Annotated in this window: 13 protein-coding genes; 5 read left to right on the top strand and 8 right to left on the bottom strand. The window is 70.0% G+C overall.

Translation table 11 applies throughout. From position 1 onward, the window contains the following. Positions 1 to 24: 24 nt before the first annotated feature. A complete protein-coding gene (locus ABZV44_RS14300; RefSeq protein WP_354836012.1) occupies positions 25 to 747 on the top strand; it encodes a response regulator transcription factor in 723 nt (240 codons plus the stop codon). Here ABZV44_RS14300 and ABZV44_RS14295 read toward each other — a convergent pair. After that, the gene (locus tag ABZV44_RS14295; RefSeq protein WP_354835918.1) at positions 661 to 2,070 is read right to left on the bottom strand and encodes an ATP-binding protein; all 1,410 of its coding nucleotides are present in this window, start codon (positions 2,068 to 2,070) and stop codon (positions 661 to 663) included. The two genes, ABZV44_RS14300 and ABZV44_RS14295, sit on opposite strands and share 87 nt — an antisense overlap. Before the next feature lie 14 nt (positions 2,071 to 2,084). Further along, on the bottom strand, positions 2,085 to 2,708 hold the full coding sequence (locus tag ABZV44_RS14290; RefSeq protein ID WP_354835916.1) for a TetR/AcrR family transcriptional regulator: 624 nt from the start codon (positions 2,706 to 2,708) through the stop codon (positions 2,085 to 2,087). Positions 2,709 to 2,830: 122 nt separating this feature from the next. On the opposite strand from ABZV44_RS14290, the gene ABZV44_RS14285 reads away from it, so the two are divergent. Further along, positions 2,831 to 3,643 carry a class I SAM-dependent methyltransferase gene (locus ABZV44_RS14285; RefSeq protein WP_354835914.1) on the top strand — a complete coding sequence of 271 codons (813 nt, stop codon included), beginning with the start codon at positions 2,831 to 2,833 and terminating at the stop codon, positions 3,641 to 3,643. 74 nt (positions 3,644 to 3,717) lie between these two features. Here the strand turns inward: ABZV44_RS14285 and ABZV44_RS14280 are convergent, their stop codons facing one another. From ABZV44_RS14280 to ABZV44_RS14265, 4 genes are all read right to left on the bottom strand, one after another. After that, positions 3,718 to 4,791, bottom strand: coding sequence for an amidohydrolase family protein (locus tag ABZV44_RS14280; protein ID WP_354835912.1), 1,074 nt, complete (start codon positions 4,789 to 4,791; stop codon positions 3,718 to 3,720). Positions 4,792 to 4,837: 46 nt separating this feature from the next. Next, on the bottom strand, positions 4,838 to 6,289 hold the full coding sequence (locus ABZV44_RS14275) for an FtsW/RodA/SpoVE family cell cycle protein (protein WP_354835910.1): 1,452 nt from the start codon (positions 6,287 to 6,289) through the stop codon (positions 4,838 to 4,840). Next, the gene (locus ABZV44_RS14270; protein WP_354835908.1) at positions 6,286 to 6,459 is read right to left on the bottom strand and encodes a hypothetical protein; all 174 of its coding nucleotides are present in this window, start codon (positions 6,457 to 6,459) and stop codon (positions 6,286 to 6,288) included. Before ABZV44_RS14270 ends, ABZV44_RS14275 begins: the two co-directional genes overlap by 4 nt. Positions 6,460 to 6,537: 78 nt before the next feature. Next, entirely contained in the window at positions 6,538 to 7,542 is a 1,005-nt protein-coding gene (locus ABZV44_RS14265; protein WP_354835906.1) for a polysaccharide deacetylase family protein, read from the bottom strand. Between the two features lie 123 nt (positions 7,543 to 7,665). On the opposite strand from ABZV44_RS14265, the gene ABZV44_RS14260 reads away from it, so the two are divergent. Beyond that, positions 7,666 to 8,997 (top strand): putative glycoside hydrolase, encoded by a 1,332-nt coding sequence (locus ABZV44_RS14260; RefSeq protein ID WP_354836010.1) that lies wholly within the window; start codon positions 7,666 to 7,668, stop codon positions 8,995 to 8,997. A 49-nt stretch (positions 8,998 to 9,046) separates the two neighbouring features. On the opposite strand, the gene ABZV44_RS14255 is transcribed toward ABZV44_RS14260, so the two are convergent. Further along, complete coding sequence (locus ABZV44_RS14255; protein WP_354835904.1) at positions 9,047 to 9,406, bottom strand: metalloregulator ArsR/SmtB family transcription factor; 360 nt, start codon at positions 9,404 to 9,406, stop codon at positions 9,047 to 9,049. Between the two features lie 104 nt (positions 9,407 to 9,510). Between ABZV44_RS14255 and ABZV44_RS14250 the strand changes: the two genes are divergently transcribed. After that, positions 9,511 to 11,484 (top strand): heavy metal translocating P-type ATPase, encoded by a 1,974-nt coding sequence (locus tag ABZV44_RS14250; protein WP_354836008.1) that lies wholly within the window; start codon positions 9,511 to 9,513, stop codon positions 11,482 to 11,484. Here the strand turns inward: ABZV44_RS14250 and ABZV44_RS14245 are convergent. After that, a complete protein-coding gene (locus ABZV44_RS14245) occupies positions 11,466 to 13,139 on the bottom strand; it encodes an alpha/beta fold hydrolase (protein WP_354835902.1) in 1,674 nt (557 codons plus the stop codon). The genes ABZV44_RS14250 and ABZV44_RS14245 overlap by 19 nt on opposite strands. A 216-nt stretch (positions 13,140 to 13,355) precedes the next feature. Here ABZV44_RS14245 and phaZ point away from each other — a divergent pair, with 216 nt between their 5' ends. Continuing rightward, positions 13,356 to 14,195, top strand: coding sequence for a poly(3-hydroxyalkanoate) depolymerase (gene phaZ, locus ABZV44_RS14240; RefSeq protein ID WP_354835900.1), 840 nt, complete (start codon positions 13,356 to 13,358; stop codon positions 14,193 to 14,195). Positions 14,196 to 14,293 lie beyond the last annotated feature (98 nt).

Below are 14,293 nucleotides of genomic sequence, written 5' to 3'. Positions count from 1 at the left end.
GGATCGTCGGGCATGCTGGTGCCCGTGCGGGTGCTGGTGGTCGAGGACGAGGAGCGGCTGGCGCGGACCGTGCAGCGCGGGCTCGAGTTGGAGGGGTTCGTCGTACAGCTCGCCCACACCGGGACCGACGGACTGTGGGCGGCGGTCGAGGACAGCTTCGATGTGATCGTGCTGGACATCATGCTGCCGGGACTGAGCGGCTACGAGGTGCTGCGCCGGCTGCGCGCCCGCGACGTGACCACGCCGGTGCTCATGCTGACCGCCAAGGACGGCGACTACGAGCAGGCCGACGCGCTGGATCTCGGCGCGGACGACTACCTGACCAAGCCCTTCTCCTTCGTGGTGCTCATCGCCCGGCTGCGCGCGCTGCTGCGCCGGCGCGCACCGCAGCGGCCGGTGCTGCTGACGGCGGGCGATCTCGCCCTGGACCCGGCGCGGCGCACGGTGCGGCGCGGCGAGACCGCGCTGACGCTGACCCCGCGCGAATTCGGGCTGCTGGAATTCCTGTTGCGGCACAAGGGATTGGCGCTGACCAAGATCGAGATCCTGCGCAATGTGTGGGACGCCCACTACGACGGTCCGGAGAACGTGGTCGAGGTGTACATCGGCTACCTGCGCAAGAAGATCGATGCGCCGTTCGGCAGCACCAGCATCGAGACGCTACGGGGCGTCGGCTACCGCATGGTCGACCCCGACTGGTCCGGCGACGGGCAGGTCGATGACGAATCGGGCTCCGCCCCACGGTGATTCGCCGATCCTGACCGAACCGCCGTGCGCGGCCACGATTTCCGCGACGATGGCCAGGCCGAGCCCGGAGCCACCGGTGGCGCGGGCGCGGTCGGCCTCCAGTCGCACGAAGCGGCCGAAGACGCGCTCGCGGTCGGCGGCGGGGATGCCGGGGCCGTCGTCGTCCACCAGTACCCGGGCGGTGTCGCCGTCGCGCCGGACGGTCACCGCCACCGTGGTGCGGGCGTGCGCGGCGGCATTGTCGACGATATTGCGCAGTGCCCGAGCCAGTTTCGGTTGATCGCCACGGATCCGCACCGGCTCGATCGCCGTCCGCACCGTGCGGCCGCCCCGCGCCCGCAGGGCCGCGGCCTGGTCGCCGGCCAGATCGTCGAGATCCACATCGCCGGTGCGCATGTCGAGCCCGCTCTCGTCGGCGGCGGCCAGGGTCAGCAGATCCTCGATGAGGTGCCGCATGCGCTCGGTCTCGGGCAGCAGTGTGCCGCCGATCAATTCGGCGTCCAGCACCTCGGGCCGGTCCCGGGCGAGCTCGAGCGCGGCGGTGACCGCGGCGAGCGGGCTGCGCAGTTCGTGTGAGGCGTCGCCGACGAAGCGCCGCTGGGCCGCGTGCCCGGCCTCGATGCGGGCGAGCATGTCGTTCATGGTCTCGGCCAGCCGGGCGATCTCGTCGCGCGCCACCGGCACCGGCACCCGCTCCGACAGTCCGGCCGCGCCGATGCCCGCCACCCGGCTGCGGATCTCCTCGACCGATCGCAGTGACCGCCCCACCAGCAGGTAGGTGGCCAGCGCGGCCGCCGCGACCACCAGGGGCCCGCCCACCGCGACCAGGACCGCGACCCGCTTCACCGCGTGCTCGGCCGATTCGCTGTCGCCCGCGACCAGCACGAGGTACCGGCCATCCGGCGCGGACAGGGTGCGGGCCGACACCCGCAGATCCTCGTCGTACGCGGAGACCGGCCGGCGCGCGGTCTCTCGCGCGCCCACTGTCCCCGGGTCCAGCAGCGGTGCCGCCAGCTTCGCGTTCGACTCCCGCGCGATCCGCCCCTGTGGGTCGATGACCTGCACCACTCCGATCTGTCCGGTCGCCTCGAACAGCGAGTTCGGCAGCTCGGCCACCGAATTCCGGGTCAGCTCACCGGCGATGGTCTCGGCCCGCGTGCCGGCCGCCGTATCGATCTCCCGCAGCAGCGACCGATTCAGCAGTCCGAGCATGGCTCCCGCCGCCAGCAGCAGCACCGCACCCACGGTCAGCGCGGCCGCGATGGCCGACCGAATCCGCAACCCCCAGTGCGAGGGCCGCAACCATTCCCGGATCCGATTCACGCCCCCATCATGGGTCACCCGCGCGCCGGGTCGTCCAACAGGCCGCGGTTGACCAGGCCGAGCACCTGATCGACCGCGAAATCGATGTCGGCGCGGGTGGTGGGCAGTGACCCGTCCAGTAACAGCGCGGCCAGGCCGTGGACCGCCGACCAGGCGGCGATATCCGCACCAGGCCGCAGCTCCGGGTCGAGGAGTCCGGCGGCCTGCGTCTCGTCGAGGACCTGGCCGAGGATGCGGTGCGGGTCGTCGGCCGGTTCGTCCGCGGTATCGGATGCGGCGGGCGAGTGTGCGCCGAAGGCGGTGCGGAACAGGCCGGTGTGGGTGAGCGCGAAATCGATGTAGGCCGTGCCGACCGCGTGCAGGCGGCCGCGCGGATCGTCGGTGCGGGCGATGCGCCGGCGCATCTCGGCCGCGAGTGCGGCGCGGGCGCGGCGGGATACCTCGGCGAGCAGGGCCTCACGATCGGTGAAATGCCGGTAGGCGGCCGAATGCGATACCCCGGCGGTGCGGGCGACCTCGCGCAGGACCACTCGGTCGGGTCCGCCGTCGTCGGCCAGCGCGAGCCCGGCGTCGACGAGGGCCGCGCGCAGCGCGCCGTGGTGATAGGTGGTGCGGCGGTCGGGGGCAGCTGGACTCATAACGTCAGGATTGCACATTCGGCAGAGATGTTGACGACGGTCACATGAGCTCGCATACTCATAGATGTGACCAATGGAAACATTGTGGTCCGTCATCCGGCCTTCGAATGAAAAGTGCTGATATGAACGACATTTCCATCGATACCCCGTACGCCTCCGGCAACTCCCGGACGGATATCGAGAAGGCCCTGCTCGCGGCCGGGCACGACCTCGATCGGCTACGGCTCGCAGACCTGGCGCTGGTCGAGGACTTCCACACCATGGGCCGGATCGCCACGGGTGCGCTGGCGGAACTGGCAGGTCTCACCCCGGCGTCCCGGGTGCTCGATGCCGGCAGCGGAATCGGCGGCACCGCACGGTATGTCGCGGAAACCTACGGATGCCGGGTCACCGCTGTGGATCTGACCGAGGACTACTGCGAGACGTCGCGCTGGCTCAATCGCCTGGTCGGGCTGGACGACCGGATCTCCGTGCGGCAGGGCGACGTCACCGCGCTGCCCTTCGCCGACGGCGACTTCGACGTGATTTTCAGCCAGCACGTGCAGATGAACATCGCCGACAAGGCCGCGCTGTACCGGGAAGCACGGCGGCTGCTGAATCCCGATGGCCTGCTGGCCATCTGGGACATCACCACCGCTTCGGGCGCCCGCCCCGACTTCCCCGTCCCGTGGGCCGACCGGTCCGAGCAGAGCCACCTGGTGACCCCGGACGATCTGCGTGTCACCCTGGAGCGCTCCGGTTTCGCCCTCGACCACTGGGACGACCTCACCGACCAGGCGGGCCCGATCATGCGGGCCGTGCTGGCCGCCCCGCCGAATCCCGTTGGGCTGCAGGCTTTCGTCCCGAACTTCCCGGTGAAGATCGAGAACCTGACCCGGGCGCTCGCCGACGGCCGGCTGCGTGTCGTTCGCGCGGTCGTGCGCGCTCTGCCGTAGCGCGGGCCGGATCGGGGAGCTCCGGGTGCGGGTTTGCGCGGTTGACCGCAGCCGGAGCTCCCCGATCATGAAAGTTACCGGGGGACCGGGATTCCCGCAGACCAGACGCCGCGGATCTGCGTTGTGGCCGTGATGTCGGCGAGCGGATCGGCGTCGAGCAGAACCAGGTCGGCGCGCAGACCCGGGGAGATCGCGCCGCGATCGGTCAGGCCGAAGTACTTCGCGGGCAGGGCGGTTGCGGCATCGAGGGCCTCGGCGGGGGACAGTCCCGCGCTGACCAGCAGCGCCAGCTCGTGGTGCAGGCTCGCGCCGAAGGCCGGGTTCACGGGCACGCCGGGGGAGGAGTTGGCGTCGGTGCCCGCCAGGATGGGGACGCCGGCCGCGCGCAGCGCACCGACATTGGTCAGGGCGTCGGCGAAGGCTCCGGGGACGCCGCGGGCGGCGGCCATGCCCTCCATCATGGTCAGAGTCGGGACGACGACCTTGCCCTCGGCGGCCAGGCGGGCGATATCGGCCTGTGGCAGGGCGACGCCGGCGGGGATGTGGGTAATGATGTCGACACCCGCGTCGAGGGCCATGGCGTATGCGCCGGGGGTGGCGGCGTGGGCGATGACGAGCAGATCGCGGGTATGAGCTTCGGCCACAACGGCTTTGGCCGCGGCCGCGTCGGGGCCGCCGTCGCCGGGGGCCTCCAGCACCAGCTTGATGTAGTCGGAGCCGGTGGAATGGCGCTGGGAGACAGCGGATTCGGCCTGGTCGGCGCTGCGGATGATGGCGGGTTCGCCGAGGAACTTGCCGTGCATGCCCTCGGGGCCGACGATGGCCATGCCCGCGCTGCGAATATCGCTGGTGCCGACGGTATGCCGGAGCTCGGCCACCACCTCGGCGGGGCTGGCCATATCGAGCCCGGTGGTCACGCCGTGGGCGGCGAGCAGCCCGGGAGTCTGCGCATCGCGGATGTGGACGTGGGCGTCGATGAAGCCGGGCAGCAGGATCGCGCCGCCGGCGTCGAGGTGTTCCGCGCCGGTGTCGTCGGTGCCGATGCGGTCGCCGTCGATGACGATCGTGGTGGGCTCGGTGAGCGCGCGGCCGTCGAAGACGCGGACATTGTCGAGCGCCGTCCGGCTCGCTGAACTTGAAGAGGTCACCGAACCAGCTTCCTCCCATTTACGCCGGGCGACACTGCGTTTCGGCTCAGCGCCGGCGGGGCAGCAGGCGGCGGGAGACGTGCTCGGTCACGGCGTCCGCGATCGGCGGCACCGTCGGCGTGGGCCGGGTGGGCGGCGGCGGGGCCGAGCGGGCGTCGGCGGAGATGCGGATCAGCAGCGCCAGGATGATGTAGTTGGCCAGCAGCGACGAACCGCCGTAGGACATGAACGGGGTGGTGAGACCCGTCAGCGGAATCAGTTTGGTGACACCGCCGACCACCACGAACAGCTGCCAGCCGATCGAGAACGCCAGCCCGCCGCCGAGCAGCTTGCCGAAGGCGTCGCGGGTGGTGAGGGCGGCGCTGAAACCGCGGACGCACAGGATGAGGAACAGCGCCAGCACGGCGGCCAGGCCGATCAGCCCGAGCTCCTCGCCGATGGTGGAGATGATGAAGTCGGTACCGGCGAACGGCACGTCCTGCGGCCGCCCGCTGCCCAGCCCGGTCCCGGCCAGCCCGCCGGTGCCCATGCCGAACAGGCCCTGCGAGATCTGGTATCCGGTCGTGTAATAGGTGGCGAACGGGTCTCGCCACACCTCGACGCGGACCCGCACGTGCCCGTACAGCTGGTAGGCGATGACCGCGCCGACCGAGAACATGGCCAGGCCGATGAGCAGCCACGCGGCCCGCCCGGTGGCGATGTACATCATGGCCAGCACGGTGCCGAAGACCAGCAGCGAGAAGCCGAGGTTCTTCTCGTACACCAGCACCAGCACCGCGATGAAGGTGACCAGCAGCAGCGGGGCCAGATCCCGCAGGCGCGGGAAGGTCATGCCCAGGAAGCGTTTTCCGGCGGTGGTGAACAGGTCCCGGTTGGCGACCAGGAAGGCGGCCACGAAGATGATCAGCAGCACCTTGGCGAACTCACCGGGCTGAATCGAGAACCCGCTGATCAGGATCCAGCTCTTGCCGCCGTTGACCTCGCTGAAGCGGGAGGGCAGCAGGGCGGGGATGAGCAGCGCGACCACCCCGGCCAGTCCGCAGGTGTAGCCGTAGCGGGCCGGTTTGGTGTGGTCGGGCACGAAGACCAGCACCAGCACGAACAGCAGCATGCCCAGGCCGGTCCAGATCAGCTGATGCGCCGAGTCCGAGGACGGTATCGGCTCGCCGGCGTTCTTGGCCTTCACCACCTCGGCGCGGTCCAGCCGGTCGATGAGCACCAGCCCGATGCCGTTGAGCAGCACCACGCACGGCAGCAGCACCGGGTCGGCGGCGGGCGCCCAGCGGCGCACGGCCAGATGGGTGACCAGCACGAAGACCGTGAAAACGCCGAGCGCGCGGACACTCTGGCCGTCGAAGCCATTGCCGGTGGCCGAGGTCATGGCCAGGTAGGCGAAGGCGATCAGGGCCAGCGCGGCCACGCAGAGTAGCAACTCGGCATTGCGCGGAACTCGCCCTCTCGACCGTGCCGGGGGAGGGCTGTGCCGAAATGCGCTCACACCGAACAGTATCGCGTGCCGTAGCGGATGAGGAGCCAAAGCAGTAGTGCTTCGGCCAGGGCGGTGAACACGGTGAGGAATCGGCTGAAGTGACTGGCGAGTACATTCACCACGGTCAGCGACAGAATGCAGCGGGCGACCAGCACGATCAGCAGGAAGGCGGTGTCCACCGTGGCACCGGCGGCCGCGTCATCGCACCGAATCAGGTGGTCATCGCACCGAATCAGGTTCTGGGAGCTTCATCCGGATCAGTAGGGGTGGGCGGTGGCGGAGAAGCGGGGGGAGAGCTGGTCCGTGAGGGGGCGGGGGAAGGACTGGTGGGCGGGGTCGCCGTCGGAGGTGTAGCGGGCGGTGGGGTTCGCCGCGAACCAGTCGAGCCAGTAGGTGGAGTCGAAGGGGACTGCGGTGCGGCCGGAGCGGATTCGGGGGAGGCCGGTCGGGTCGAGGGTGGCGGCGAACGGGGAGGGGGCGGGGTCGGCGCCGACGAGGAGGACGGCGGCGAAGGTGTACGGGGTGCCGTCCCAGGCGCCGGAGGTGGCGAGGGCGTGGTCGGCGGGATAGACGCCCAGGGGGAGGGCCATGGAGTGGACGACGGTGCCGGGTGCGGAGGTCGTGATGGCGCGGACGTTCTGGACCAGTTCGCGCTGAACGTCGGCGGGGGACAGGTGCGCCAGGTTGGGGTGGGTGGCGGTGTGGGCGCCGATGTCGTAGCCGTGGCGGACCAGCCAGGCCAGGGCGCGAGGGTCGTCTCCGAACGCCTCGTTGTTGAAGTAGAAGGTGGCGGTGGCGGCGAAATCCGGGTGGCGGGAATGGAATTGCTCGAGCAGGCCGACCGCGCAGTCGGGGGTGGGGTCGCCGGAATCGCCGAGGGTGAGCTGGGTTCGAGTGGAGTCGTCGAAGGTGAGGACCACCGGGTGCGTGCCCGCGGGTAGGTCGATGGCGCCCGCCAGATACTGGGCGATGGTGATCGGGCGATAGCCGTCGGTGTAGAGGCGGTCCAGCTCGGTGGTGAATTTCGTTGGCGTCTGGTCGTATTCGCTGCCGGGCTCGGCCTCGATGCGGTGGTACATGAGGATCGGGATCCGGCCCAGCTCATTGGCGGCCACCGTGGCCGGATCCGGCGGTCTCGAGGTCGGTGGGGGTGCCGTGACGGCCGCGGGGCGCGGCACGGTGGCGGTGGTTGCTCCGCAGGCGGTGGCGGTCGCGCACAGCAGCGCCGCCGCGACCATCCGCAGCGTCGTCGACGCCTTCATCGCCGCAACGCTACGCGGCGACAACGGTTTTGAGGTGATCTCGGCGAAAAACGGCCGACGCCTGCGTGCAGGCGCGATAGTGATGCCAACAGCTGTCAGTGGAAGTTGGTGTGTACGTTGCTCATGCGACTCCGGTCGATCCGCCGCCGGCGGTCCACCCTGCTCGCGATCGGCGCGGTCGTGGTTCTGGTGCTCGCCGCGCTGGTGTTCGTCTTCGGCCGCAGTCGCCCCTCGGCCGCCGGCGCCGACGCCCGCCCGGCCCGCCTGGAGCTGGCCCCGACGGCCGCCGCGACCTCCTATCGTGATCCGGTGACGGTGCGCGGCACCGCGATCGGCGCGAAGCAGGTGTCGGTGGGCGACCGGTCCGTCCAGCCCGCCAAGGACGGATCCTTCGAGATCCAGCTGCCGCACGCACCGCTCGACACCACCGTCGTGGCCACCGGCGCCGCGGGCGACCGCGTCACCGCCCCGCTGCGAGTGGAGGTGGCACTGCCGCGCATCCGGGCCGTTCACGTCACCGCCTACGCCTGGGCCTACGACCCCATGCGCGATGCCGTGCTCGACATGGCACGCGAGGGCCGCATCGACACCGTCGAACTCGATATCAAGGACGAGGACGGGATGGTCGGCTACGACTCGCAGGTACCGCTGGCGCGCGAATCCGGCGCCGCCACCACGATTTACGACGCGCCCGCCGCGCTGAAGCAGCTGCACGATATGGGCATCAAGGTGGTCGGCCGCATCGTCGCCTTCCGTGATCCCACCCTGGCCGGCTGGGCCTGGCACAACGGCCGTCCTGACTGGGTGATCCAGAACCCGTCCGGCCGGCCGTACTCCAGCGGCTACGGCGCGATCGCCTTCACCAACTTCGCCAGCCCCGAAATCCGGTCCTACAACCGGGATCTCGCGGTCGAGGCGGCCCGGCTCGGCTTCGACGGCGTCATGTACGACTACATCCGCCGCCCCGACGGCAATCTCGCGAGTATGCAGTTCCCGGGCCTGGCCGAATCGCCGTCGGACTCCATCGCCGACTTCCTGCGCGACTGCCGCGAACCCGTGCACGATGCCGGAGCCTCGCTGAGCGCGGCCGTTTTCGGCATCGCCGCCACCCGCCCCGACGAGATCGCCCAGGACATCCCGTCCATGGCCCGCTACACCGACTTCCTGGCCCCGATGCTCTATCCGAGCCACTGGCACTCCGGCGAATACGAGGTCGCCAATCCGAATGCCCAGCCCTACGACATCATCTTCCGGTCCCTGCAGGACTTCCGCGCCCGCACCGCGGGCACCGACGCCCAGATCATCCCGTGGCTCCAGGATTTCAGCCTCGGCGTGGCCTACGGCGACGCGGAGGTGAAGGCGCAGATCGACGCCACCTACGCGGCGGGCTACAACGGCTTCTTCCTCTGGAACCCCGCGGTCAGCTACCACCCCGGCGCTCTCGCACCCAACTGATCTGCCTCGCAAGGCTTCTCGTCGGGGCGGCCCGCCGATCGCGTCCGGGTCAGGCGGTGGTGGGGCGGTCCGCGAGCCCCAGGCGCAGGTGTTCGCTGTGGTAGATGGCCTCGTCCAGCAGTTGCGCGACGTGGTTGTCGTAGAGGCTGTAGACGATGCTGCGGCCGGTCCGGGTACCCACGACCAGCCCGAGATTGCGCAGCAGGCGGAGCTGATGCGAGACCGCCGACTGCTCCATGCCGATCGACGACGCCAGTTCGGTGACCGCGAGGGGGCCCTGGCGGAGCTCGCTGAGGATCAGTAGCCGGCTGGGGGTGGCCAGCGCCTGCAGGGTGGTCGCGACATGGGTGGCGGCCTCGGCGTCCAGCCGTGCCGTCGGCCGATCGCGGCCCTCGACGCCATGTCCCATAACACAGGAGGGTACCTCGAGGAACTCCATACACATGAAGACGTCTTCATGTGTTCTGGTATCGTCGCGGCGGTCAGGGGTAGCAATGGAGGTGAGTCGTGGTCGTGGCGACGCCGGTGCAGGCAATCGCGCAGCCGGAAGTGGCGGTCCGCCGGACCCGCCTGTTCGAGCTGGCCGAGATGCGATGGGCCGCAGTCGCCCTCGCACTGTTCCTGCTCGGGCTGGCCGCTCAGCTGGCCGGCGCGCCGAGCTGGCTGTGGTGGGGGCTGTACCTGGCCTGCTATGCCGCGGGCGGCTGGGAGCCGGGCTGGGCCGGGCTCCGGGCACTGCGCGAGAAGACCCTCGACGTGGACCTGCTCATGGTGGTGGCGGCGCTCGGCGCGGCGGCCATCGGGCAGATCACCGACGGGGCCCTGCTGATCGTCATCTTCGCGACCTCCGGGGCGCTGGAGGCGCTGGCCACCGCGCGGACCGAGGATTCGGTGCGCGGCCTGCTCGACCTCGCGCCCGAGACCGCGACCCGGCTCACCGTCACCGGTGAGGAGACCGTGCGCGCCGCCGACCTGAACATCGGCGACGTGGTCCTGGTCCGCCCCGGCGAGCGAATCGCCGCCGACGCCACCGTGATCGACGGTGGCAGCGAAGTGGATCAGGCCACCATCACCGGCGAACCGCTGCCCGTGGACAAGACCGGTGGCGACGAGGTGTTCGCCGGCACCCTGAACGGCACCGGGGCGCTGCGGATCCGGGTGGATCGCCGCGCCGAGGACTCGGTGGTGGCGCGCATCGCCGTCCTCGTCGAACAGGCCGGGCACACCAAGGCGCGCACGCAGCTGTTCATCGAGAAGGTGGAGCAGCGGTACTCCCTCGCCATGGTCGCGGTGACCCTGGCGGTGTTCGTGATTCCCCTCGCCCTCGGCGACCCGCTGCAGCGAGCCCTGTTGCGCGCCATGACCTTCATGATCGTGGCCTCCCCGTGCGCGGTGGTGCTGGCCACCATGCCGCCCCTGCTGGCCGCCATCGCCAATGCCGGGCGGCACGGCGTGCTGGTCAAATCGGCCGTGGTCATGGAGCGGCTGGGCGTGACCACGCGGGTCGCCTTCGACAAGACCGGGACACTGACCCGCGGCGCCCCGCACGTCGACGAAATCCGCAGTGTCGATCCGGAATTCAGCGAGCCGGAGGTGCTGCGGCTGGCGGCGGCCGCCGAACTCGACAGTGAGCACCCGCTCGCGGCGGCCATCGTGCGCGCGGCCCGCGCCGCGGGGCGGCAACTGCCGGCCGTCGAAGGATTCGCCGCCGATCCCGGGCGCGGCGTCAGCGCCCGGATCGGGCAGCGCCGGATCGCGGTCGGTTCTCCGGCGGCGCTGCTGCCGAGCTCCGGGCAGGGTGCGCCGGACGCAAACCGGGCCGCCCGCACGGCCGTGGACGGATTGCAGGAGAAGGGATTCACCGCAGTCGTCGTCTCCTGTGATGCGCGCCCGATCGGAGTGCTGGCGATCACCGATCAGCTCCGCCCCGAGGCCGCCACCGCGATCGATCTCACGGCCCGCGTGACGGGATCCGCCCCGATTCTGCTGACGGGAGACAACAGCCGCGCCGCGCATCGGCTCGCGGCTCGGGTCGGGCTCAGCGACGCCCGCGCCGAATTGCTCCCGCACCAGAAGGTCGATGCGGTGCGGGCGCTGCAGTCGGCCGGTGACCGGGTCGCGGTGGTCGGCGACGGCATCAATGACGCACCCGCGCTCGCCGCCGCCGACACCGGAATCGCCATGGGCGGAGCGGGTTCCGACCTGACCCTGCAGACCGCCGATGCCGTGGTCGTGCGCGACGACCTCACCGCCATCCCCGCCGTCATCGCCCTGTCCCGGCGCGCTCGCCGGGTGGTGGTTGCCAACCTGGCGATCGCCGCGACCTTCATTGCGGTCCTGGTGATCTGGGACCTGATCGGTACCCTGCCCTTGCCGCTGGGCGTCGCCGGACACGAGGGCTCGACCGTGATCGTCGGCCTCAACGGTCTGCGCCTGCTGCGCCGCGCGGCCTGGCGGCGGTCCGCCTCCTATCGGTCCAGCACGTAACTGCCCGGAGCGGCCTCGATCGGCTGGAATCGGGCGTTGCCGAGATGCGCCGGTGCGGGCACCAGCTCACCGGAGCGGTCGCCCAGCCATTGCGCGAAATCCGGCCACCACGAACCCTGTTCGGTGGTGGCGGTGCGCTGCCACGCTTCGGGGTCGAGGCTGTTGTCGTCGGAAACGCGATAGCTGGATTTGTGATTGTCCGACGGGTTGACCAGGGCCGCGATGTGGCCATTGGTCGACAGCACGAAACGCACCTTGCCGCCCAGCATCTGGCTGCTGCGGTAGCAGTTGGTCCACGGGCAGAGGTGATCGGCCGAGCCCGCGACCACATAGGAATCGGCGGTGATCCGCTTCAGATCGATCTCGGTGCCGAGCACGGTGACGCCGCCGGGCCGGGCGAGCTTGTTGCCCAGCGCGGTGTCGAGGAAGTCGCGATGCAGTTTCGCCGGCATCCGGGTGGTGTCGGCATTCCAGAACAAGATGTCGAAGGCCGGCGGCTTGCGGCCCTGCAGATAGTTGTTGACCCAATAGTTCCAGACCAGGTCTCGCGGGCGCAGCCACGCGAACACCGCGGCCAGCTGCTTGCCGTCCAGATAACCCTGCCGCCGCGAGCGGGCGATCGCGGCGGCGGCGGCCTGCTCGTCCACCATCGCGCCGAACGCGTCCTCACGGGCCTGGTCGAACATGGTGACCAGCAGATCGAGGCTGGCCAGCCGGTCGAAGCCCGCGGTCTCGGCCCGATAGGCCGCCGCCATCGCCGCGAGCAGCCCGCCCGAGCAGGCGGCGAGCACGTGTGCCGTGCTGTGACCGGTGATCTCGTCGACGGCGTCGAACGCCCCGGTGACGGCCTCGACGTAGGCGTCGAAGCCCCACTTGCTGTGCCGCGCATCGGGATTGCGCCAGGACACCACGAACACCTGCTGGCCCTGCCCCACCAGGTACTCGATGAGGCTGCGCCCCGGCGCCAGATCGAGCACGTAGAACTTGTTGATGGTCGGCGGGATGATCAACAGCGGTACCGTGCGCACGGTTTCGGTCTGCGGCCGGTACTGGATCAGCTCGAACATCGGCGTCCGCAGCACCACCGCGCCCGGGGTGATGCCGAGGTCGGACCCGACGCGGAACGCGGACTGATCGACCATGGACGGGATGAACGGGGCATGGCTGAAGTCACTGATCAGCTGCTGTGCGCCGGTGCGGAGATTGCCGCCGCCGGTGTCGATGATCGCCTTCCAGGCCACCGGGCTGAGCAGCGGATTATTGCTCGGTGCGAGCGCCTCGACGAGATTCGTGGTGAGGAATTTGATCCGCTCGGCGTCCTGCCACTCCAGAGGCAGGTCCTGCACCAGGCCCTCGGCGGCGATCCCGGCGGCCAGATAGACCTGTACCACGCGGCGCAGCAACGGATTTCCCGTCCAGGCGGGATCGGCGAACCGCTTGTCCCGGCTGGACGGGGCGACGGTGGAGGAGCCGGCCGCGATACGGGTCAGCTCCGCGCCCAGGGTTGCCGCCCGGTTCGCGACGCGCCGGGGCCGCCGCGCCATCGCCAAGAGCAGGCTCAGTCCCGGGCGCCCCGGCAGGAACCGGCGGGCGATCCCGGTCGTGGCCTCGGTGAGGATCAGGTCCGGGGGTGCGGAGACATCCAGATCGGTCATGACAGTCCTTCTGGGAGAGACGATTTCACGTTCGATGAGATGGGCGAAGGTCGACGATGACCCGCACCTGTCAATCGTCGGAGAGCCGCGCGGGCAAACCTATGTGCCCGGGAAACATGAAATGCCGCTAACGATGTGGCCGAGCACATTCATCCCGGATGGAGCGATGCGTACTCTGGTGCTCGGATCGTGCTCCGATACCCACGAGGACACCCAATGGCGAGTGAAAATGCCCGGGAGTACACGGTATCCGGCGACCGCCTGCGCGTTGTGGTCCGTCCCGGCGTCGGCGTCCCGCTGGTGCTGTGCAATGGGATCGGCGCGAGCCTCGAGCTGCTGCAGCCATTCGTCGACGAGCTCGATCCGGCGATTCCGGTGATCCGGTTCGACCCACCGGGGATCGGTCGTTCGCCATTGCCCCGGCGGCCCTATCTCCTGACCACGCTGGCCGGCCGGGTCACCACACTGCTCACCCAACTCGGCTACGACACCTTCGATGTGCTCGGCATCTCCTGGGGTGGCGGCCTGGCTCAGCAGATCGCCCTGCAGAACCCCCGGCGCTGCCGGCGGGTGGTCCTGGTCAGCACCGCCACCGGCTGGATGATGGTCCCCGCGCACCCGAAGGTGCTGCGCAAGATGATCACTCCGCGCCGATACCGCGACGCCGAGTACGCCACCAGGATCGCCGCGGAACTCTATGGTGGCCGGCTGCGCACGGATCCGGATCGGGTGACAACCCTGCTGGCCGGCCACTCGACGACGTCCTCCGCTCGCGGCTACCTGCTGCAGCTGCTGGCCGGCACAGGATGGACCAGCCTCCCGTTCCTCGGTTTGATCCGGCAGCCGACGCTGATCCTGGCGGGCGACGACGATCCGATCATTCCGCTCGTGAACGCGAAGATCATGGCCCGGCTGATACCCGACGCGCGGTTGCACGTCTACCACGACGGCCATCTGGGTCTGGTCGTGATTTCCGATCAACTCGCCCCGGAGGTGAGCAGATTCCTCCGGGGCGATCGGCAGGTCGACCTGCAACGGATGGATGTCGTTCGCTGACCCTGCGCGCCGCGTGGCGCTGAGCAGGGGGTACGGTGATCAGACGTCCGGGGATCTCGGATGGGTGAGCCGGGAAGTCTGGTCGGCGTCAGGACATG

The organism is Nocardia sp. NPDC004860, assembly GCF_040609015.1.
GTDB lineage: Bacteria > Actinomycetota > Actinomycetes > Mycobacteriales > Mycobacteriaceae > Nocardia.
Note: the sequence above shows the minus strand (reverse complement) of the source record. Positions and strands in the feature narration are given on the sequence as shown.

Excerpts from the sequence above, each read along its gene's own strand:
- ABZV44_RS14260 (WP_354836010.1), top strand. The coding sequence starts at position 7,666 with ATGCGACTCCGGTCGATCCGCCGCCGGCGGTCCACCCTGCTCGCGATC.
- ABZV44_RS14245 (WP_354835902.1), bottom strand. The coding sequence starts at position 13,139 with ATGACCGATCTGGATGTCTCCGCACCCCCGGACCTGATCCTCACCGAG.
- ABZV44_RS14285 (WP_354835914.1), top strand. The coding sequence starts at position 2,831 with ATGAACGACATTTCCATCGATACCCCGTACGCCTCCGGCAACTCCCGG.
- phaZ (WP_354835900.1), top strand. The coding sequence starts at position 13,356 with ATGGCGAGTGAAAATGCCCGGGAGTACACGGTATCCGGCGACCGCCTG.
- ABZV44_RS14290 (WP_354835916.1), bottom strand. The coding sequence starts at position 2,708 with ATGAGTCCAGCTGCCCCCGACCGCCGCACCACCTATCACCACGGCGCG.
- ABZV44_RS14255 (WP_354835904.1), bottom strand. The coding sequence starts at position 9,406 with ATGGGACATGGCGTCGAGGGCCGCGATCGGCCGACGGCACGGCTGGAC.
- ABZV44_RS14265 (WP_354835906.1), bottom strand. The coding sequence starts at position 7,542 with ATGAAGGCGTCGACGACGCTGCGGATGGTCGCGGCGGCGCTGCTGTGC.